Raw genomic sequence first — 20,781 nt, forward strand, 5'->3', positions numbered from 1 at the left:
GAAAAACGGAAAGTCTCTTTTTGACTATTTAATTTCAATTAAGTTTAATCTACCTTACTTCTAATTTTAAGTGCCCTCTCTATCCTAAAAAAGATTCACCTTGTACAAAAGTTGTATAAATCAAACCATTTGTTGTTTCCTCATTATTAATCAGTTTCATTAATTTCTCAACAGCCACCATACCCCAACGCTTTTTTGAAAAACCAATTGTTGCAATCGTTGGTGTCATAATGCTACCAAAATAAGAATTATCAAAACCAATAATATTAACATCTTTACCAATTTCTAATTCTGTTTTTTTGAAAAATTCATACATCCCAGTAACCATTTCATCATTAAAAGAAAAAATAGAAATTGGTTTTGTTGTCATTTTCAGATAAATATCTTCAGCAATTTTTTTCCCAGAATGGAAATCAAAATCACCTTGATGTACCTGATACTCTTTTCCGTAACGTTGCAGTTCCCGTTCTGAAGCTTCTAATCGTTTTACATTATCATACGAATTATCTGGCCCTGTTACTAAATGAATAGCCGTTGTTGGTTTCTCTACTATTTTCTCTATTGCAAGGGTTGCTCCACCAGTATTATCCAGTAACACATGGCATAAATTATCCCCCTCAACTTCACGATCAAGCGTCACAAGCTTATACCCAGCATCACCATATTTTTGAATTTCATTTGTATCAAACGTCCAATCTAAAATAATGACACCATCAACCATTCTTTCTGGTATAAATAAATGAGATCTTTTTCCACTACAAACAATCATTTCATAATCGTAAGATTGTAATCCATGCTTGATTCCATCTAGTAATTCTCCGTAAAAACTTCCCATATAATCAGATAAGTAAACACCTATAATTTTAGTTTCTCTTCTTTTTAAAGCTTTGGCTGCCATATTAGGAACATAATTCATTTCATTGGCTATTTTTTCAATTTTTTGACGTGTTTCTTCGGTTACTTTATCACTACCATTAAGTGCGTATGAGACTGTCGAGATAGAAACTCCGGCTTTTTTAGCTATATCTCTGATTCCAACCACTTTACATCTCTCCAATAAATAAGTCTATTTCATTAGTCCCTTCTATTGATGTATTCGTATAGAATGAATCTAATGAGAGGCTTAACCCTTCTTTTCGATATCTGTTTTTCCGTTTTTCTGTAGGAATTAATTTGCCATTAATTATTAATTGGGTTCTTGATTCGTTTAAATGATAATTAATTTTTAATAATCGGTCATCTAACTGATATTTCAAACATAACCCATCTAGTTCAGTTGGCAACACAGGATCAAATATAACAGAGTTACTTGTTTTACGAATACCTAAAACATTACTTGTCAGTTGATTAATATATATTCCTGGTCCGCTTGAGTAAATACGCCAACCACCTTTGACTGTTCTATCTTTAGTTTTTAATTGATTAAAATTTTCTTGAGCATCATACCTTGTTTTAAAATTACCATCAGAACTACTAAAGTAAGCATTCGCTTGTCGTAATTCACTATTTGAAACAGTATCTATAATTCCTATTGGATTAATTTTTTCAAGATTTGCCCAAGTTTCTTCTGTTTTTCCAATTTTCGCCATTGCCTCAACGTATCGAATGTGAGCATGAATATATGCTAAGCCCACTTCACGTCCTAAATTTGCAGCTTGCTCTGCCCGTTTGAAGATTTTACTTACTCCACCTGCGTAATTTGCAGGTTTATTCATTAACCTCACCGCATCAGGGAATTTAAGATTATCTTCAATAATTTCAAAATGTTTTGCTACTTCCTCTTCATCAATTAACTCTGAAATCATACTTCTTGTCATCGGTAACAAACGATAATCAATTCCAGTTCGTTTATCATGAGGGTGAACAATTAATTCTGGTTGATTTTTTTCTTGCATTAATAAAAATCCAGGAATAACTTCATCATTTAACATATATTTATGAAAATCTTGATAGACTCCTTCAGATAAGCGCTGTACTCTTTTGGCAAAGTGTTGTTCTTTACTTTCCATTACTTTATAAAATTGATTCAAGGTTTGGTAAGTTAAGGCTACTGTCCAACTACTTGCCATATTTTTTCTTAAAGACTGGTCTGCTGGCTGTAAAGTATCATCCCAATCACCATCTCCATAGCAAGAAAGAAATGTTCCTTCTAAAAAATTATTTTCAATATAGGTAAGTTGCTTATCAATATGATCCAATAAAGTTTCTTCTGATTTTGTCTTTTTAAATGTTTCACGACTTGCATAAGGTATAATTTCTTCTAAAATCGAGTAATCCTCGGTTACATTTAAATAGTCGCCTACCACCTTCAATGGCCAAACAATAATATCACCATGACTTTCATCAGCTTTTATCTCTTCAAATTTATCAAACATAAACCATTGTGGCCAGTTACCATCGTCATCAAACTGATTGGCATAAATTGTTAAGATAATTGATCTGACAATTTCTGGCTTATTCATTGCAAAGAAATATTCAATTGGACCTTGGCAAACATCTCTTGTTCCCCAAGCCGCTCCTCCGTATTGCTCTAAGCCGTGTGGAGATAAATAATGTACCAACATGTTATGTGTATACCATTTAACCAAAGCATTCATTTTTTCAATACGTGCTTGATCTGAAAATTCCAATGAAAATTGATTACTCAAAGAGGCAATATAATGATTGTAAGACTCACTTGCTTGGTTCAAAATTGTTTCCTCTTTAAAGAAAGGCGCATTCGATAGTGTACCTTGTATCGTTAACGAGAAAGAACTTGTCCCAGAAATCTCAATTAATGTCAAATTTTCATCTGTTGATAAGTTGAATAACTCTGCCGCAGAAACAAGATTGTAAGCTTCTTTTGATTCAATATAATATCGTAAATCAGGATATTTAGCATAAATAGCTGATGTTTTTTTGGGAACAAACGTTAATAGCTGTCCATCTTGGCTCAAGGTGTAATCTTGTCTATTTTCACTATCGTTCATAACAATATCAAAGCTTGTCAACCAATCGTATCCCTTACCAGATTCGCTTTTTACAGAAAATTTCACACTTCTAGTATTATCAACTGTGTAACTAGTTATCTTAAGTAAGTCGTCATCTATCTTATAATACCATGTAGCAAAATTAAATCCCATTTTAAAAGCAGAAGGTAGGCCTAAACGCAACCAGTCTCCATCAACTTTTACAAACAAACGTTGACCAGCTTTTTCAAGAAGATTCAATACGCTACGTGTATTACTGATAAATTTATTAACGGTTGTATTTCCAAGAACAATTTGAGAGTTAAATAAACCATTCATATAAAGAGTACTTGCCATAACCGGATGATCAATTGTTTCCTCTTCTCCACTGATAATAATATGTCCATGAGAGCGTTCCATTTGTAATTCTTTCTCTTTTAGGACAACGTGGTAATCTTTTGAATCAAAAAAAGAAAGAAGTTGACCTGTAGCTGATTTTTCTTCAATTCTTCTTTCTGGGAATAATCTATCTATTTCCTCAATTGACAATGTTTCTCCAGACAAATCTTTCATTTCAATACGATTAGCCACTTCAACTTTTTGACTATTACGCAATGATTCACGCGTTTCAAAGACGTTCTTAACACTATCAGCAGTAACAGCTGATTCTAGGACTGCTGACTCATGATTATTAAGATATACACCATAAAATATGATATTTTGATTGGCACTATTTAATGTCATTTTTTCAGATTGAAGACCTGTATAGGCCATTTCATATTGGTAAACTTCACTAGGTAAATTCTCTATTGTACGAAGGCGAGATACCCAATCATTTGTCTCATTTTTTTCAAAAAACTGATAACCATCTGTTGAAAATTGATCGTTTTTAGTCAGAGAGCCTTGTTGCAAATAAGGAAAAACACCTGATTGCGGCATATTCTGTCTCGAACAAACGGTATGACCAAGCTCACTATGATAAACCGAGTGGTCTACATATTGTGAGTTGTATGCCTCATTGGTTACAACGACGCTTTGGCTTGCAAGTCCTACATCTTGCCCATAAACAAGATCCACTAGTTCTCCATCACCACATAGTTGAACATGCCAAAACCACTGATCTTCAGATGATAAACTAAACTCAACCACATAGTTGATGTTTTTAATTTTCCCTGTCCACAATACGCCATTCTCAAAAAATTCTGTCGTGCTCTTCGAACGTTTTCCAATTAAAGGATACACTTCACATTCATTCTTCTCATAAACACGTAAAAAAATATTATTGATACTACCGTCATATTCACTTCCAATTAGTTGGTTCAACATAATATCATCAGCAACTATTTCCCTAATATCACCATGAGGTAAAAACGTAAACGAGACGTTCTTACCTGTATATGTCATTGTCTTCATAAATCCCTCTCCATTATCTAAGAACTAATTTCTTAACTAATTTTAATTCACGACTATTTGGTCCAACCATGATGTTAAAGTCACCAGCATCTGTTGCCCAAGACAAATCTTGATGAACATAAGCTAATCTTTTAGTATTCAATATAATACTAACTTCTTTTGTTTCTTTTGGCTGAAGAATAACTTGTTTAAATCCTTTTAATTCTTTAAGCGGTCTAGCTGTTTCACCCACTAGATCACGAGTATAAAGTTGAATTGTTTCTTTTGTCTCAATATTAGAATGATTTGTCACTGTCACTTTAATTTCAATTTCATCTTCAATATTAGCCACTTCTTTATCTAAAACTAACGCATCATAAGTGACTGTGGCATAAGATAGACCAAATCCAAATGGATATTTAGCGTAGTTAGAAACATCAAGATATTTTGAAACATATTTTTCATCTGGTGCAGCTTCATAGGGACGACCTGTATTTTCAGTATTATAGTATATAGGTACTTGTCCAACACTTTCTGGGAAGGACATGCTTAAACGGCCACTTGGGTTAATGTTACCAAAAATAATATTGGCTATAGCATTACCACCTTCAGTTCCAGGGAACCACGCTTCAACAATACCATCTGCTTCATTAATATCATTTAAATCTAGTGGACGACCATTGATTAAAACAACAACTACTTTTTTAGCTGTTTGGCGAACTACATTAAATAATTCCACCTGACTCTGAGGTAATTTAATATCACTACGACTTGATGCTTCACCGCTCATCCAATCAGCTTCACCTAATGCTAGGACAATAACATCATTTTCACTAGCTAATTTTTTAGCATCTTCTAAACTTTCAGGTGTATTCTCAAATAAATCATAAACTTCAGAAGAAACTGTTACGTGCTCACCTTTTTCAGATAAACCATCAGCAATAGTTACCACTTCATCAAATTTACCTTGCCATGACCAAGCTCCCATTAAATCACCAGTTGTAGCTTTTGGTCCTATTACGGCAATTTTATCTGTTTTATTTAATGGTAAAACATCTTTATTCTCTAATAAAACAATTGATTTTTCTGCAATCTCCCTTGCTGATTGACGATGATCATCAGATAAAATAACTTCTTTTTCTTTTTCAATATCTGCTCCACGATACGGATTTTCAAATAAACCTAAATCATTTTTTAATTCTAAAATACGTAAAACCGCTTCATCTAATAACTCCATATAACGAGAGTCTTCATCAATTAACTCTAAAAGATGTTTATCATAACAAGTTGTCATCATTTCAATGTCAACGCCTGCTTCAATAGCTAATCTTGCTGCCTCTTTTTCATTTGCAGCAACTCCATGGTTGATCATTTCTTTAATAGCTGCCCAATCTGAAATAACAGGTCCAGTAAATTGGAACTCATCTCTTAAAACGTCTCTAAATAATTTCTTATTACCACTAGCCGGAACACCTTCAATCGTATTAAACGCCGTCATCACAATTTTGGCACCCGCATCAATTGCTGCCTGGTAACTTGGTAAATATTTTTCTCTTAGTGTTGTTTCTGACACATCTACTGTATTATAATCACGACCACCAATGGCCCCACCATACGCCGCAAAATGCTTCACACAGGCTGCAACTTTTGTTAGATCATCTTTTAAATTATCTCCTTGATAACCTTTAACCAGAGCTTCAGCATATTCACTATTTAAAAATGGGTCTTCACCTGTTGACTCTAAAACTCTTCCCCATCTAGGATCACGAACCAAATCTAGCATTGGTGAAAAAGTTAAATGTAAGCCTGATACTGAAGATTCCAAAGCCGAAACAGAAGCCATTTCAGAAACAGCTTCTTTATCCCATGTACAACCTAGAGCTAATGGAATTGGAAAGATTGTTCTAAATCCATGAATAATATCAGCCATTAAAATCATTGGTAAATCATGAGGATTATTTTTTATGTAATTCTTTTGAATGGCAATAGCCTTCTCAGCACCAGAAACTCCTAAAATGGTACCAGCGTTATCAATAGTTGTTTCAGTAATATCTAGATTTGCCATAGGACCTGTACGATCTTCAGCATCATCTGTATAAAAATCAGCTGAAAGTTGTAATAACTGATCTACTTTTTCTTTTGGTGACATTTTTTCAATAATAGCTAATAAGTCTGTTTGTTTCATTTTTAGTTCTCCCTTGAGTTTTAAAATTTTAATGTTGCTTCTACTGGAAAGTGATCAGACAGAAACCGGCAATTCCAAGAATCTGTCAATACACCATATTTTATACACGTCATTTCCTTGTATAAAATATAATCAATATCTTCCAAATCTTGCCAATCCATTTCATAATTGAAATTTTGGAAAGTTCCCCTTGGACCATATTGCATAATACCATCTTGATTCTTCCCATAGATGAATATTTTTTTTAAGTCTTGATGAAAGCTTTCGTGTTCTTCAGAATTAAAATCTCCTAACAAAATCGTTGGATATTTTGTTATCTTTTCCTGCAATAATTGTAATAAAATTTTCATACCTGCTTTTCTAGCAATTTCAGAGTCATTATCTAAATGCGTATTAATCACTAGTACTTGCTTAGCATTTTCCTTATCTTCTAAAATGCTCCATAAAGCAATTCTCTTATAAGCAGCTTTAGGGTGAATAGAAGAACTAAAAGGGGTATCTGACAGCCAAAAATGACCTCGATCTAAGCAAGTAAATCGATTATTTTTATAAAATATGCCTAATCCTTCACCACTTCCGTCTCCATCTCTATCTACACAAAAACTGTCATAACCTTCGATATTTGATAAATCTTTTGTCTGATTAGGGCTTATCTCTTGAACACCAAACACATCCCAATCATGATAAGTAATTAATGCAATTACCTTGTCTTTACGATACTCCCAAGACCAATCACGGTCTGCATCTGTATCTGTTCTAACATTGTATGTTGCAACACAAAATTCTTTCATATTATTTCTCCACTTAACTCTTTTAGAATAGTCTCTAAAATTTTTGTTTCATGAGACTGACCGCCTCCACCATGCCCTGGTTCTGGATAGCAAATCAACTCTTTAAACGATTTAATTTCTTGATATGCTTTTTCAAAATCCTCTTTTGGGCAAACCGGATCTAAATTTCCTACAGAAACTAATACAGGATTTTTTATTTGATGAACTATATTTTTTATATCAAAATAAGCCAAATTTTTATAAATTTTATCTCTTTGAGCCGGATATTTCAGTAAATGCTGGTAAATCCCTTGATAAGAGCCCGTACCATTTTTCACCCGATTAGCTATATTCGAATGGCTTGGAACATCATAGAATCCATATCGAATTTCATGAGGTGTTACACTGTTTGTAAATAATCCCACGCCGCCACCTTGGCTTGTGCCGTGAATAAAAACTTTTGATTTATCCACTTTTGGCAATTGCCAAGCCACATCAACCAAACGTAATGCATCCCAGTAAAGACGCCTTAAATAAAAATCCTCTTTTTCAAGAAAACCACTACTCATCAAACCTTCTTCATACTTGATTTGATACGCTGTTTGGTCAAGAGTTCTTCCACCTTGACCACGAGAGTCAGTTACTAAAACACCACACCCAATTTCTAACCAATGATTAAATTGAAGCGGTAATTCTAAATGATTCATATAACCTAAATAGTCGATTACTAAAGGATAACTTCCCTGAACTTTTGGCTCCAGTAACCAGCCATAAATTCTTTCATTATATAAACTGGTGTAAGAAAATTGATGCCATTTTATATTTAGATTTGTATCAAATAACTGCTCAATAGTTAAATCTAAATCAAGTGCTTTCGATTTTTCCAACTCATCTAGCCAATAATCACTAACTTTCACTCAAAACGCCTGCCTTATTTATAAAATATAATTGAATATAAAAAATCAAAGATATCCCAATCAAAAATAAAAAGATAATTTGATATTTCAAACTAAAAAATATAATAGCAATAGGAATAATAAAAATAGCGATAGCGTATGCTATTTTAACTGTCACAAAGGCGACAGTTTGAAAAAAAGCTTCCTTGACTGAGTAGTTATTCAGTGCATAAACGAAAGGAAAAACAACTAATAATAACAACAAAAATGAAAAAAGAATCATAATCAACGTACTTAACAGTGGGACATGTTTTAAGCTTAAAAAAATCAGTACTCCCGGAATACTAAAACCAGCCACTTCAATGACAAGTAAAACCAGCCCTTTGGTTAGATTATTTTTAAAATGTGCTGTAAAAACTTTTAATGCCGACAAACTACCATCCTCTTTTAGTTCTTGTAAAGAATTAATCAGAGCAATAATTGATATACCTGTAGTTACAATAGGTAATATTGAAACTACAAATATTAAATTGAGTAAGATTAAATTTGCCAATTTCGAAAAAACTCTAAAGTACCAGCCGTCAATTGATAAGATATTTTTCATAATAATTTTAAAAGGTGGGAAATATTAGACTTTCCCACCTCTCCTTTCTAGTCTTTTATGCCTAATTTTTCTTTGTTTTGTTTCATTATTTCTGTTTTAGCTTTATTCACATCTTTAATATTATTTTTTTCTGTAAAATCAACATACTCTTTATATGTTTTTTCAAAATCTTTATCTGTTTTAGAGCGAATTAACGAAATCACAGCTGTATCATACTTAGTTTTAATGGCTAATTCTGAACGAGCTTCTTTTGAACCTGCTTCGGAAGTTGTGTTTTCAATGATGAAGTGAGGAACTAGTTTTCCTTTACCCCATTCTTGCATTTGAGTTACAGCACTATCTTCTGGTTGTTTCAATAAATTCATACGATCATTATTAAAGAAGTTAAAAGCTGTCAATCCGTATTTATTACGATATTCTTCTGGATTTGATTTTTCTAATTCTTTAACAGCTGGTAAAATTTCAACTTTTTTATCATCATTGTATTTAAAGGTTTCACCTTCAACACCAAATTTTGTTAAAATTTGGCCCTCTTCACTAATTAAATAAGTAAATAATTGAATAGCTTTAGCTGGATCTTTTGCGTTTTTAGAAACATAGTTTACTAACCAACCTGAAATACCTGTTTGATTTAACATAATTTTACGATCAGAAGTACTTTTTGGTCCGTCAATAGCCATATATTCTGACTCACCTTTGTTTTTAAAGTCTTGGAATTCACCAACTGACCCATTAAATCCATTAGCAAAAACAATAGCATAATCACCATTTTTCAGTTTTTCTTTATATGAATTACCATCATCTGTAAAACTGTCATCTGTTATGTTACCATCTTGATAAACTTTATTAATAGCCTGTAGCCATTCTTTATATTCTGGATCTAGACTACGTTCATTGAATTCACCATTTTTAGTTTCTAAAGGAACACCAATAAAGTCTTGTAAAATTCTTTCGAATGGTCCACCATCTTCTTTGACAGGTGGAAAACCAAATGGCACTAATTTTGGATATTCTTTTTTGATATCATTCATCACTTTTTGGAAATCTTCTGGTGTTGAAATAGATGGTTTACCTAATTTTTCATAAACATCTTGTCGAATTACAAAAGCATCATTTGCAGGAATAACATTATTATCATAATCTTTTTGTGTATTTGAAAAGTTTGGATAACCATATGTTTTTCCATCTTTTAATTCAAACCACTTAAATGTATCTTCGGTCACTACTGAATTAAAATAAGGATCATATTTTTTAGCTAAGTCATCTAAAGGATAAGCCCATTTATCTGCTTTATTTCCAGCAGGACTATCTTTCTCCATTAACGTAACAATATCTGGTAAATCACCACTTGAAATTAATGCATTTAATTTTGCGTCATCTCCAGTTACAAATTTAACGTTAATATTCAAATCTTCTTTAATCTTTTTAGTTGTAACATCTTTACCAAAAGGAGTCATTTTCCAATCCGCATTGATATACCAAGTTAAATCGGTTACTTCTTTTTTATTATCTAGTTGCCATGCTGGTTTTTTAGCGTCCAATTCGTAACGATCTTTAATGCTAATATCTTTACCCTCTTCTTTTTTATCGCCTCCACCACATGCTGCAAGTGTTAAGACTAATGATGCTGTTAATAAACCTAAGACTACTTTTTTCATTTATTTTTTCACCCTTCTTTTTTTATTCTTTAACGGCTCCCGCCATCATTCCACCCATAAAGTGTTTTTGTAATAATGGATAAATAATTAAAATTGGTATCGTTGTAATAACAATTGTCGCAAGTTGAACGCCCTTAGTACTTGATTCGATAATTGCATCTGTGCTACCACTATTAGACATTGCATTCATATTAGATTGAACAATAATTTCATAAATCTTCATTTGTAGTGGATACAATTTTTCATTGGTAACATATAATTTTGTTGTCATAAAATCATTCCACTGAGCAACACCATTAAATAATAAAATCGTCGCAAGTGCCGGTTTTGAAAGAGGTACATATATTTTTCTGAAAATTGTAAATTCTGACGCTCCATCAATTTTAGCTGATTCTTCTAAAGAAGGAGGAATATCTCTAAAGAAATTCATAAGAATAACAACATCATAATAACTAAACAACGCAGGAATTATATAAACCCAAAATGTATCCAAAAGACCTAGGGATTTAATCAATAGGTAAGTCGGAATCATTCCACCACTAAAATACATAGTAATAACACCCATCATGGTATAAATACTTCGACCCGCTAATTTTTGTTTACTTAAAGCATAAGCAAAAACCGCACAGAAGATAACATGTGTAAACGCGCCGATTACCGTTTTCAACACTGAGATTAAGAGTGCTCTTGGGATACTTTCATCTGTTAAAACTTTTTTATAGTTTTCAAATGTAAAATCTTTTGGAATTAAAACCAGACCAGAACTTCCCGTTCCAGCGCTTGCACTCAGTGACGATACAACAATATTCCAAATTGGAACAACAATGATTAGAGCAAAAATAATCAAAAGAGTTGTGTTTATTATATTAAACGCTCTATTTTCTTTTCTTTTTTTGTGCATATTAGTTCACCTCCATTTTCTACAAGATAACTGATTGACCGTTATTCATTTTCTTCGTCACTTTATTGGTAACAAGTAATAAGATAACTGAAATAACTGAAACCCCTAAACCAACTGCTGTTGCATAGGAGAAATCGCCTTGTGTGATCCCCATTTTATATACAAATGAGTTAATAACTTCAGAACGATTTTGGTTTTGGGAATTCATCAGTACAAAAGTTTGATCAAGGTTAGAACCTAAGATGCCACTGACTGCTAAAATTAAATTAAGTGAAATAATCGGTGTTAACAAAGGCAATGTAATTTTTCTAATTTGAGTTAATTTATTTGCACCATCAATTCTTGCTGCTTCATAGTATGTCGGATCAATTTTGGACATACCTGCTAAATAGAGAATCGTTCCCCATCCAACTTCTTTCCATAAATCAGAAAATACAGCTATCCACCAATATTTACTTGGCTCAAGTAAATGGTTAACGCCTTTGTCCATTAAACCAACAGACATTAATAACTGATTAAAAAATCCTGAAGTTGATAACCAACTAATCATCATCCCACCAAGTACTATCCAAGAAAAAAAATGGGGAATATAAGAAATGGTTTGAATCGTTTTCTTGAGCTTTCCGTCTTTCATCTCATAAATCATTATGGCTAAAGCAATTGGTATAAAGAAACCTAACGCTAATTTTAATAAACTAATTGCTAAGGTATTGCGTACAGCTTCCCAAAAAAATGTATCTTCAAGAATAATTTGGAAATTTTTTAACCCTACCCAATCTGCAGTTGATATACTATCGACAACTGTGTAATTTTTAAATGCGATTGCTATCCCATAAATTGGTATATAGTTAAAAACAAACATGAAGGCAAGTCCAGGTAGGACCATCCATTGTAACTGCCATTGAGATAAAAACCGTTTAAACTTTGATTTCATCAAAGTAAAGCCTCCTTTCAATTCTGGTGAAACGTTTCGACTACTAGATAATATCACATTAGGAAATCGTTTACAATCGGTTTTTGATATAGAATAATTCTATTTTTATTGTTTTTCCATAGAAACGGTTCTATTGGTAGGTATCTTTACTCATTTTTTACAAAAAAAGAACGTTTCTTAGTCAGAAACGTTACTTTTATTTCATTATATTATTTTCTTTATAAAATTTAAAAATTAAAATCGTTTCATATACAGCAAGCAACAAGAACAAACCTGAAATCAACAAAATCCCTTTACCACCAACTAGGTGATACATAAATACAGAAACTATCGCTCCACTGATGAAGGCTAATACTACACGTAAAAAATGAAGGAAATTTTTCCTATCTTTTTCTTCTTTTGTTTTTAAATACTCATAAAAATTAACTGCCATTCCTTTAATATTTCCTGTTGTAAATAAGTTAGTATAGGCTCTACCTTCAATTTTATCAAAAGCCACCCATTGAATTGCAGCTGTGAAAGCAATTAATATCGTCACAATAGTTTGATGTTGATTAATTATCTCCAAACTTATTAATAAGAAAAAGAGTGCTTCATAATACAAAATAAATAATCGCCAATAATGAATTTTTTTACGATAAAAGTAGTCAATTAAATACTTGGTTAAAACAATTCCGATAAAAAAGAATAGCGTTGATAAAAACTTTTTTCCTACACTTCCCCATTCCCCATCAAATCCTTGAATAATAGCTAGAATAATATTGCCCGTTTGAGCCGAAGCAAACACACTGTAATGTATGTAGGTATACGCATCTAAAGCTCCTCCAATAAAAGTTAACAACAATCCAACTATCCAATCTTCGTGAAACTTATTTTTCATCTCAATCACCCTGAATTAAACTTTCTGCTTATATTTTATCACAACAAAAGCTCAAATTCTTATGATATGAACAGTCATAGATATCTTATTCGATATTAGTTATTTTTTATTCTCCAGCTGATTTAACATGTTATTGTAACCTAATGCTCTAGCATAATCAGTTGCGGTTTTTCCATTATTATCTTTTAACGTCACATCTGCATTATAGTTTAGCAATTCAGCAACAATATCTTGATAAACTTTCGATCCATCTCTCAATGCTACTGCTTCTATTAAAGCCGTGTAACCATAATTATTTTGATGATCAATATCCACTCGCCCATCTTCCAGAAGTAATTTAACGTTTGCTAGATGGCCTTTTTCAGCGGCTGGTATCAAGGCATTCCCACCAAAACGATTGACACTCGTTTGATTAGGCGTAGCATGTTTCAACATGTACGCTAATATCTCTGTTTTCCCTTGGGCTCCTGCATATAAATAAGGACTATCCTGAATCTCATCTTGTAAATTAATATCCGCACCATGATCAATTAAAACTTTAGCAATTTCCACTTGATTATTGTGCGTCGCTATTAACAATGAACTTTCTTTTTTTTCATTCACTTCATTTAAATCATATTCTTTATCTTTTAAAATTTCTTTTACTTCTTTCTCTTTGCCTTCCTCAACAGCTTGTAATAAACTACCCATTTCAAACGACATGATTTCTTCCACCTCTTTTTTTTTAGTCTTTGTAGTTGTTTGTTCTGACTTTCCTTCTCTTGAGTTAACTACTTGTCTATTTTCAAAATCACATGCCGTTAATATTACTATTAAACTAAGCAAGAGTACTGTCTGCTTCACTTTTCATCCTCCTAATTAATCAGTTGAAAATAGACCAAAATGGATTACCATTTCAGTCTATTTTTCTTTTATCTAATTGTTTTAAAGGCTTCTGACCAAGATATTAACTCATCTAACATATCATTTACACCAGTAGCCATATGCCCACCTGGTTTAAACGTTGTGAAGTTTTCAAAATCAGTAAATAAGTTAAACGCTGGATTGGTACGTACGCCAGCTACTTTTTGCTCTGCTAAGACTAAACGAACTTGTTCAGCTGCACGAATACCGCCACCAGAACCATAACTTACAATGCCAGCTGCTTTATTAAACCATTCTTCACGAGCGCTATCTAGTGCATTTTTTAGAGATGAAGACATTCCATGATTGTATTCTTGTGTAATAAAAATATAACCATCTAATTCTTTGATTTTTTCATTCCATTTTAAATTTGGTTCCGCAGTTCCCATAAATGGTAATTTAAAATCTTTAACATCTACAATTTCAAAGTCATGATCTAAACGAGTTTCAGCAATTCCTTTAATATATTCTCCAACTTGTGGGCTAACTCTTCCTTCTCTTGTACTTCCTAAAATAATTCCAAATCTCATTAATAAATCCTCCTAAATAATTTCTTGTTTATGAGGCTAGTATATAAGACTTACTTTTTATTAGTCAAAGAAAACAACTTATATTTTATTAATTCTTTTGAATAATGGTATTGCGAGGCATTTCAATCATATCCATCACATCTAAACAAACTTCATCAAATGTAGAGATACTCGCTGATAATTCTAGCTCAATATCTAGTTTTTGACAAAAATCAAATAGTAAACTATATAGACCTTCCAAACGAACAACAATTTTTTTAGGTCGGCCAACTGCTTCAACCATCTTAGTCACATATCTTAAAATCTTTTCATCCAATAACTTGGCATTCTCGATCATATCACGGAAAATTGGCGTGCCATTTTCTGTTTCCACACAAAGAATCAAAGGAATAACAACTTTATCATCTAATAATTGATTCGTATAAATATAAGATAATTCCAGTGTTGCTGTTTGTTGTGGCAATTTAGCTAAGCGTTTTATTAGCGCTTTATCTTTAAATGGTTTTGGGACCGCTTTGTTTTCTTCGTATAAATCAAATGGCGCAAATTGACTTTCTTTATCTTCAAATAAATGACATGGCGCCTCTTGTTTTTCAACCTCTTTCAGTACTGATTCATTAGCTAAAACAAGTTCTAAACAGTCTGCTAGTAATTTAATTTCAGATTTTTTTAATACTCTTGGTGCTGTCCCTTGATTAAATGATGTAAAACTCAACCATTGTTTTCTTCCTCTAAACGAATACCCTAACTCTTTTGTTAGTTCATATTCTTCATCTGACAGTTCAAAACGATCATTAAAATCTAGAACCAAGCCATCTTGCAATGTTGGTAAATAGGACAGTGGATCAATCACGTTAGGTGTATCAAACAATAACGCTGATAAATTTTTTTGAGCATTTCTTGTTTGGTAAACGAACACTGCTGGATTTCCTTCAGCATTTCCCATAAAGTGTAACACCACTGGGTAATTTCTCTTTTTCAAATGAAGTATAAATAATTTATTTTCTGTTATAAAAAGCCAAGGCTTCACTTTTTTTATTTTCACTCCTAAATCAAACAGACGGCACCATTCATTCTTTAATGCCTCATCCATAAAAAAACCTCCTTAAAATTGTACTGATAACTTAACCATACCATACTCAAATCGTTATTTTGAGGGTTTTTGACAAAATTTCCTTTTAATATTTTTAACGTATTAAATACTTGGCAACAAAATAGTTCTATACTCAGTGATTATCTCTTGATGTATCTCTTTCACATATCTAATTTTGGTTATATTTCCCACTGCCTGCCCTGCCATAACAGAGCCATTATCCACATCTCCATCTACTGCAGCTTTCTTTAAAGAACCCATCGTTAATTTTTCTAACTCATCACGACCAACCTCTTCTTTTTCCAATACCAAATACTCTGTAGTCATAGCATTTTGAATAGCTCTTACAGGAGCTCCTAAACTTCGCCCCGTTACGACTGTATCAGTCTCTAGTGACGCAACAATTTTTTCTTTATACGCTCTTGAAATGGGACATTCTTCAGATGCCAAATACACTGTTCCCATTTGAACACCCACCGCACCTAAAGAAAAAGCTGCCGCTAACCCTCGGCCATCTGAAATACCACCTGCAGCAATAACAGGAATAGATACCGCTTTAGTCACCGCGGCGACAAGAGGCATTGTCGCAACTTCACCAATATGACCTCCTGCTTCTGTTCCTTCAGCAACTATGGCGTCAACGCCTAAATCTTCCATTTTTTTTGCTAATTTCACACTTGGAACAACTGGGATGACAATAATACCAGCTTCTTTTAATTTAGGCATAAAACGTTTTGGGGTTCCCGCACCAGTCGTGACAATTTTTACGCCCATTTCAATAATAATATCTACCATCTCTTCACAATTTTCCATCATTAACATAATATTAACGGCAAAAGGTTTCTTTGTTAACGCTTGAGTTTTACCGATTTCTTCTCTTAATTCCTGAACAGTCATGCCACCTGTTGCAATAATCCCTAACCCACCTGCTTCAGAAACTGCTGCAACAAGGGTAGACATGGATATTTTTGCCATAGCACCTTGGAAAATTGGGTATTCAATACCTAGTAAATCTGTTATTTTTTGCATCTTGATTTCCTTCTTTCACTTTCATTGACTTCATCTTATTTCACTTTAACTCTTTACATAAAAGTTGACAACCTTGATACTGGAATAAAAGAAGCAAAGGAGATAGGTACAATGAAAGCAATACAAATGACTGAATTTGGTGGTTCTGATGTTTTAACACTGGTCAATACACCTGAATTAACTTTGACTGAGGATGATGTTCTTATTTCTCTTTACTCAGCTGGTGTTAATCCGGCTGAAAGTTATATCAGACAAGGTGGTTACGTTTTTTATCATCCGATTTTTCCTTATACACCAGGTTTTGATGGCGCTGGAATAATTGAAAAAATAGGTAGTTCTGTCACTCATTTGAAAGTAGGAGACCGTGTTTTTATTTCTTCTTGTTTAGATCAATCCGCAACTGGTACTTACGCCAAACAAATGGTTTGTTCTAGCAAATCAGTTCGACAATTACCTGATACTTTATCATTCAATCAAGGTGCAGCTTTAGGAATTCCAGCTAGTGCTGCTTATCGTGGGCTTTTTCAACGAGGTAAACTACAGAAAAATGAAGTTGTTTTAATTCATGGAGCAACTGGTGGCGTAGGTTCATTAGCTGTTCAAATGGCAAAATCATGTGGCGCTTTTGTTATTGGAACCGCTGGAAGTTTAGCTGGTATAGAAAAAGTAAAAAAACTCGGAGCTGACATAGCTCTTAATCATCATGACACTCATTATTTAGACAACATCCCCTCCGTAGATTTAGTTCTCGAAATGTTAGCTAACGTCAATCTGACAAAAGATTTAAATATTATCAAGCGTTACGGAAGAATTGTTATCATCGGGAGTAGAGGTCCTCTTGATTTTAATCCTCGCCTTGCTATGGAAAAAGAAGCTGACATTTTGGGCATGGCCGTTTGGAACAGCTCCTTCAAAGAAAATAAAGACTCACTAGATGCTATTGAAAAAATGATTTATAACAACCAATTAATTCCCGATATTGCTTTTTCATATCCTTTAGAAAAAGCCAGTCAAGCCCAGGATGACACCATTAACACGTCAGTAACAGGAAAAATAATTTTAGAAATTCAACCTGAACCTTAAAAGGAAACTTTTAGGGTTTTTTGTCATTATTTCTGTTAAATCAATTCCAAGCATATTACTTACTTTTTATAAGACGCTGGATTATAATTCATTTATTAACGTTGAAGGAAGAAGGTTAACCTCATGGCAACTAAAACATTTAAAGAAATACCTAACACATTACCTGTATTTGATAAGAAAAAAGGGCTAGAATTTGGTGTCTATTCTCTTGGTGAACATTTAGTCAATCCCCATAATAATGAATTATTGTCCGCTAAAGAACGAATCAACCAAATTAAAGAAATGGCTATCTTATCTGAACAAGCAGGCGTGGATGTTTTCATGTTAGGTGAAAGTCACCAAGATGGTTTTATTTCACAAGCCCATGCTGTCATTTTAGGTGCCATTGTTGAAGCAACGAATCAAATAAAAATTTCAAGTGGTGCGACCATTGTTAGTACCTCTGACCCCGTTCGAATTTACGAAAATTTCGCCACACTTGATCTTTTATCGAATGGCCGAATTGAACTAGTTGGTGGACGTGCTTCTCGTATTGGGTTATTTAAAATATTAGGGTATGATTTAAACAATTATGAAGAACTATTTGAAGAAAAGTTTGATTTACTGTTACAATTAAACCAAAATGAACAAATTAATTGGGAAGGTAAATTCCGTGCGGCACTAGATGATGCCAAGATTTTACCCCGTCCCCTTAACAACCATTTACCTATCTGGCGAGCAGTGGGTGGTGGTGAAAGTAGCGCTGTTAAAGCAGGAAATGCTGCTGTTCCTATGAATATTGCTATGTTGGGAGGACCTGTTAGTATTTTTAAACGTTCCATTGATGTTTACCGAAGTGCTGCTAAAATGGCAGGTTATGACGAGTCTTTATTACCCGTTGCAACAGGCGGGCTATTTTACATTGCTAAAGATACGAATACTGCCTTAAGAGAATTTTATCCACATGTGAATAACGGTATATTAAAAGCCAATGGACAAGGTTTTCCTAAACAAGCTTTTGCCCATGCGAGAGATCCTAAAAGTGTGATGAACATCGGAGAAGTCAATCAAGTGATTGAAAAAATTATTTATCAACATGAAGAATTTGGTCACCAACGTTACATGGCACAACTTGATTTTGGTGGTGTACCTTTTAATAAAATTATGGAAAATATTGATATTTTAGGTAATAAGGTTCTCCCTGCTGTTAGAAAATATACAGCGAAAAAATAACAGTATCATGCAAATACTGAGTGAGAGAAAGAAGGTTTATGTCCAATGACTAACCGTGAATATAAAAAAAATCCAAATACCTTACCTGTTTTCGATAAAAATAAAAGCCTTGAGTTTGGCATCTATTCTTTGGGTGAACATATGAGTAATCCTCATACCAATGACTTATTAACTGCTCAAGAAAGAATCAATCAAATAAAAGAAATGGCTGTCTTGTCAGAGCAAGCTGGTGTTGACGTTTTTATGCTTGGTGAGAGTCATCAAGAAGGTTTTGTTTCACAAGCCCACGCTATCATTTTGGCAGCCATAGCTGAGGCTACTGACACAATAAAAATATCAAGTGGGGCAACGATTATTAGTACTTCTGACCCTGTTCGCGTATATGAAAATTTTGCGACAATTGATTTACTTTCAAACGGCCGTGTAGAAGTCGTTGGTGGCCGTGCTTCAAGAGTAGGACTATTTAAACTTTTAGGGTACGACTTAAGAAATTACGAAGAGTTATTTGAAGAAAAATTTGATTTGTTATTACAACTTAATCGTGAAGAATACATTACTTGGGAAGGTCAGTTTCGAGCTTCTTTAAAAAATGCCCATATTCTTCCTCGACCACTCAACAATCATTTTCCAATTTGGCGTGCTGTCGGCGGGGGACAAGGCAGTGCTATTCGAGCCGGAAATGCTGGTGTTCCCATGAATTTAGCTATGCTCGGTGGTCCTGCTAGTGTCTTTAAAAATACAGTGGATGCTTATCGTTCCGCGGCTCATTTTGCCGGATTTAATGAAAAAGAGTTACCTCTTGCTACCGGTGGATTATTTTACATTGCAAAAGATATCGACACCGCTATGAAAGAATTTTATCCACATGTGAATAACGGACTAATAAAAGCTAATGGACAAGGGTATTCTAAACAATCCTTTGCTCACGCAAAAGACCCAACAAGTGTATTAAATATTGGAGAAGTCAATCAAGTCATTGAACGTATTCTTTATCAACACGAAATGTTTGGTAATCAACGCTACATGGCGGAAGTTGATTTTGGCGGGGTACCTTTTGACAAAATCAAAGAAAATATTGATGTTATTGGAAATAAAATTATTCCAGCTATTAGAAAATATACAACAATAAAGGAGAACAACTAGATGAAAACAGTCTTTTTACAAGGTTCTAGAGTTGGTAGTAAAACTTTAGTTAGTTTAAAAAAAATAGAAGAAAAATACTTACATAAATACCCAGAGCATGAAACAACATTTATTGATTTGAAAGATTTAAACATTGAATTTAGTGATGGCAGAAACTACTTAGACTATGACGGTGACACTGGTTTTGTCACCAAAAAAATAATGGAAGCTGATATTATTATCATTGGTTCCCCTACCTTTCAAGCATCCATCCCTGCGACATTAAAAAATATTTTTGACTTATTACCTCAAAAAGCATTAGACAAAAAAACTGTTTCTATGGTAATGACAGCTGGCTCTGATAAACATTTTTTAGTTGCAGAAATTCAACTTAAACCCATTCTTGGTTACATGAAAGCAAATATTGTCCCCAATTACGTTTTTGTCAAAGACACAGATGTGATAAATCAAGATATTGTTAATGATGATGTTTTGTATCGGATGGATAATTTAATCGAAAACACAGTCGTTTTAGCTGAAACTTATCAAGCGGTGTGGGATAAAACAGAAGAAGATTATGGCTTTTAATAAAAACAACCTCGCTGCCTAGTATTTAGGAAGCGAGGTTGTTTCAGTTAATA

General features: G+C 33.3%; 18 protein-coding genes. 4 read left to right on the plus strand and 14 right to left on the minus strand.

Annotation, left to right across the window (positions count from 1 at the left end; translation table 11 throughout):
• Positions 1-79 precede the first annotated feature (79 nt).
• From RR554_RS09720 to RR554_RS09785, 14 genes are all read right to left on the minus strand, one after another.
• Complete coding sequence (locus tag RR554_RS09720) at positions 80-1,042, minus strand: LacI family DNA-binding transcriptional regulator (protein WP_332467916.1); 963 nt, start codon at positions 1,040-1,042, stop codon at positions 80-82.
• A gap of 1 nt (position 1,043) precedes the next feature.
• Positions 1,044-4,361: a GH36-type glycosyl hydrolase domain-containing protein gene (locus tag RR554_RS09725; protein WP_332467917.1), complete on the minus strand. Its 3,318-nt coding sequence runs from the start codon at positions 4,359-4,361 to the stop codon at positions 1,044-1,046.
• A 13-nt stretch (positions 4,362-4,374) separates the two neighbouring features.
• Positions 4,375-6,525 (minus strand): beta-glucosidase BglX, encoded by a 2,151-nt coding sequence (gene bglX, locus RR554_RS09730; protein ID WP_332464057.1) that lies wholly within the window; start codon positions 6,523-6,525, stop codon positions 4,375-4,377.
• 20 nt (positions 6,526-6,545) lie between these two features.
• Positions 6,546-7,316 carry an endonuclease/exonuclease/phosphatase family protein gene (locus tag RR554_RS09735; protein WP_332467918.1) on the minus strand — a complete coding sequence of 257 codons (771 nt, stop codon included), beginning with the start codon at positions 7,314-7,316 and terminating at the stop codon, positions 6,546-6,548.
• Entirely contained in the window at positions 7,313-8,212 is a 900-nt protein-coding gene (locus tag RR554_RS09740) for an acetylxylan esterase (RefSeq protein ID WP_332467919.1), read from the minus strand. The genes RR554_RS09735 and RR554_RS09740 overlap by 4 nt, the downstream gene beginning before the upstream one ends.
• Positions 8,202-8,795, minus strand: a complete 594-nt coding sequence (locus tag RR554_RS09745; RefSeq protein WP_332467920.1) for a hypothetical protein — start codon at positions 8,793-8,795, stop codon at positions 8,202-8,204. The genes RR554_RS09740 and RR554_RS09745 overlap by 11 nt, the downstream gene beginning before the upstream one ends.
• Before the next feature lie 47 nt (positions 8,796-8,842).
• Positions 8,843-10,453: a sugar ABC transporter substrate-binding protein gene (locus tag RR554_RS09750; RefSeq protein ID WP_332464053.1), complete on the minus strand. Its 1,611-nt coding sequence runs from the start codon at positions 10,451-10,453 to the stop codon at positions 8,843-8,845.
• A 22-nt stretch (positions 10,454-10,475) separates the two neighbouring features.
• Complete coding sequence (locus RR554_RS09755; RefSeq protein ID WP_332464052.1) at positions 10,476-11,354, minus strand: carbohydrate ABC transporter permease; 879 nt, start codon at positions 11,352-11,354, stop codon at positions 10,476-10,478.
• A gap of 19 nt (positions 11,355-11,373) precedes the next feature.
• On the minus strand, positions 11,374-12,288 hold the full coding sequence (locus RR554_RS09760) for an ABC transporter permease (protein ID WP_332464060.1): 915 nt from the start codon (positions 12,286-12,288) through the stop codon (positions 11,374-11,376).
• 196 nt (positions 12,289-12,484) lie between these two features.
• Positions 12,485-13,168: a YoaK family protein gene (locus RR554_RS09765; protein WP_332464051.1), complete on the minus strand. Its 684-nt coding sequence runs from the start codon at positions 13,166-13,168 to the stop codon at positions 12,485-12,487.
• 99 nt (positions 13,169-13,267) lie between these two features.
• The gene (locus tag RR554_RS09770) at positions 13,268-14,011 is read right to left on the minus strand and encodes an ankyrin repeat domain-containing protein (protein WP_332467921.1); all 744 of its coding nucleotides are present in this window, start codon (positions 14,009-14,011) and stop codon (positions 13,268-13,270) included.
• 68 nt (positions 14,012-14,079) lie between these two features.
• Positions 14,080-14,601, minus strand: coding sequence for an NADPH-dependent FMN reductase (locus RR554_RS09775; RefSeq protein WP_332464049.1), 522 nt, complete (start codon positions 14,599-14,601; stop codon positions 14,080-14,082).
• 88 nt (positions 14,602-14,689) lie between these two features.
• Positions 14,690-15,694, minus strand: a complete 1,005-nt coding sequence (locus RR554_RS09780) for a DUF7309 domain-containing protein (protein ID WP_332464048.1) — start codon at positions 15,692-15,694, stop codon at positions 14,690-14,692.
• Positions 15,695-15,796: 102 nt separating this feature from the next.
• Complete coding sequence (locus RR554_RS09785; protein WP_332464047.1) at positions 15,797-16,723, minus strand: NAD(P)H-dependent flavin oxidoreductase; 927 nt, start codon at positions 16,721-16,723, stop codon at positions 15,797-15,799.
• 111 nt (positions 16,724-16,834) lie between these two features.
• Here RR554_RS09785 and RR554_RS09790 point away from each other — a divergent pair, with 111 nt between their 5' ends.
• The 4 genes from RR554_RS09790 to RR554_RS09805 all read left to right on the plus strand — a co-directional run bounded on the left by RR554_RS09790 (position 16,835) and on the right by RR554_RS09805 (position 20,728).
• Entirely contained in the window at positions 16,835-17,806 is a 972-nt protein-coding gene (locus tag RR554_RS09790; protein ID WP_332467922.1) for an NADPH:quinone reductase, read from the plus strand.
• Positions 17,807-17,929: 123 nt separating this feature from the next.
• Complete coding sequence (locus RR554_RS09795) at positions 17,930-19,018, plus strand: LLM class flavin-dependent oxidoreductase (RefSeq protein WP_332467923.1); 1,089 nt, start codon at positions 17,930-17,932, stop codon at positions 19,016-19,018.
• Between the two features lie 45 nt (positions 19,019-19,063).
• Complete coding sequence (locus tag RR554_RS09800; RefSeq protein ID WP_332464044.1) at positions 19,064-20,161, plus strand: LLM class flavin-dependent oxidoreductase; 1,098 nt, start codon at positions 19,064-19,066, stop codon at positions 20,159-20,161.
• Positions 20,162-20,728, plus strand: coding sequence for an NADPH-dependent FMN reductase (locus RR554_RS09805; protein ID WP_332467924.1), 567 nt, complete (start codon positions 20,162-20,164; stop codon positions 20,726-20,728).
• The last annotated feature ends 53 nt before the right edge of the window (positions 20,729-20,781 follow it).

The sequence above is a fragment of the Vagococcus sp. genome (assembly GCF_036639995.1).
Taxonomy (GTDB): Bacteria; Bacillota; Bacilli; order Lactobacillales; family Vagococcaceae; genus Vagococcus.

Excerpts from the sequence above, each read along its gene's own strand:
- RR554_RS09795 (WP_332467923.1), top strand. The coding sequence starts at position 17,930 with ATGGCAACTAAAACATTTAAAGAAATACCTAACACATTACCTGTATTT.
- RR554_RS09755 (WP_332464052.1), bottom strand. The coding sequence starts at position 11,354 with ATGCACAAAAAAAGAAAAGAAAATAGAGCGTTTAATATAATAAACACA.
- RR554_RS09805 (WP_332467924.1), top strand. The coding sequence starts at position 20,162 with ATGAAAACAGTCTTTTTACAAGGTTCTAGAGTTGGTAGTAAAACTTTA.
- RR554_RS09800 (WP_332464044.1), top strand. The coding sequence starts at position 19,064 with ATGACTAACCGTGAATATAAAAAAAATCCAAATACCTTACCTGTTTTC.
- RR554_RS09735 (WP_332467918.1), bottom strand. The coding sequence starts at position 7,316 with ATGAAAGAATTTTGTGTTGCAACATACAATGTTAGAACAGATACAGAT.
- RR554_RS09785 (WP_332464047.1), bottom strand. The coding sequence starts at position 16,723 with ATGCAAAAAATAACAGATTTACTAGGTATTGAATACCCAATTTTCCAA.
- RR554_RS09760 (WP_332464060.1), bottom strand. The coding sequence starts at position 12,288 with ATGAAATCAAAGTTTAAACGGTTTTTATCTCAATGGCAGTTACAATGG.
- RR554_RS09750 (WP_332464053.1), bottom strand. The coding sequence starts at position 10,453 with ATGAAAAAAGTAGTCTTAGGTTTATTAACAGCATCATTAGTCTTAACA.
- bglX (WP_332464057.1), bottom strand. The coding sequence starts at position 6,525 with ATGAAACAAACAGACTTATTAGCTATTATTGAAAAAATGTCACCAAAA.
- RR554_RS09780 (WP_332464048.1), bottom strand. The coding sequence starts at position 15,694 with ATGGATGAGGCATTAAAGAATGAATGGTGCCGTCTGTTTGATTTAGGA.
- RR554_RS09790 (WP_332467922.1), top strand. The coding sequence starts at position 16,835 with ATGAAAGCAATACAAATGACTGAATTTGGTGGTTCTGATGTTTTAACA.
- RR554_RS09765 (WP_332464051.1), bottom strand. The coding sequence starts at position 13,168 with ATGAAAAATAAGTTTCACGAAGATTGGATAGTTGGATTGTTGTTAACT.
- RR554_RS09745 (WP_332467920.1), bottom strand. The coding sequence starts at position 8,795 with ATGAAAAATATCTTATCAATTGACGGCTGGTACTTTAGAGTTTTTTCG.
- RR554_RS09725 (WP_332467917.1), bottom strand. The coding sequence starts at position 4,361 with ATGAAGACAATGACATATACAGGTAAGAACGTCTCGTTTACGTTTTTA.
- RR554_RS09775 (WP_332464049.1), bottom strand. The coding sequence starts at position 14,601 with ATGAGATTTGGAATTATTTTAGGAAGTACAAGAGAAGGAAGAGTTAGC.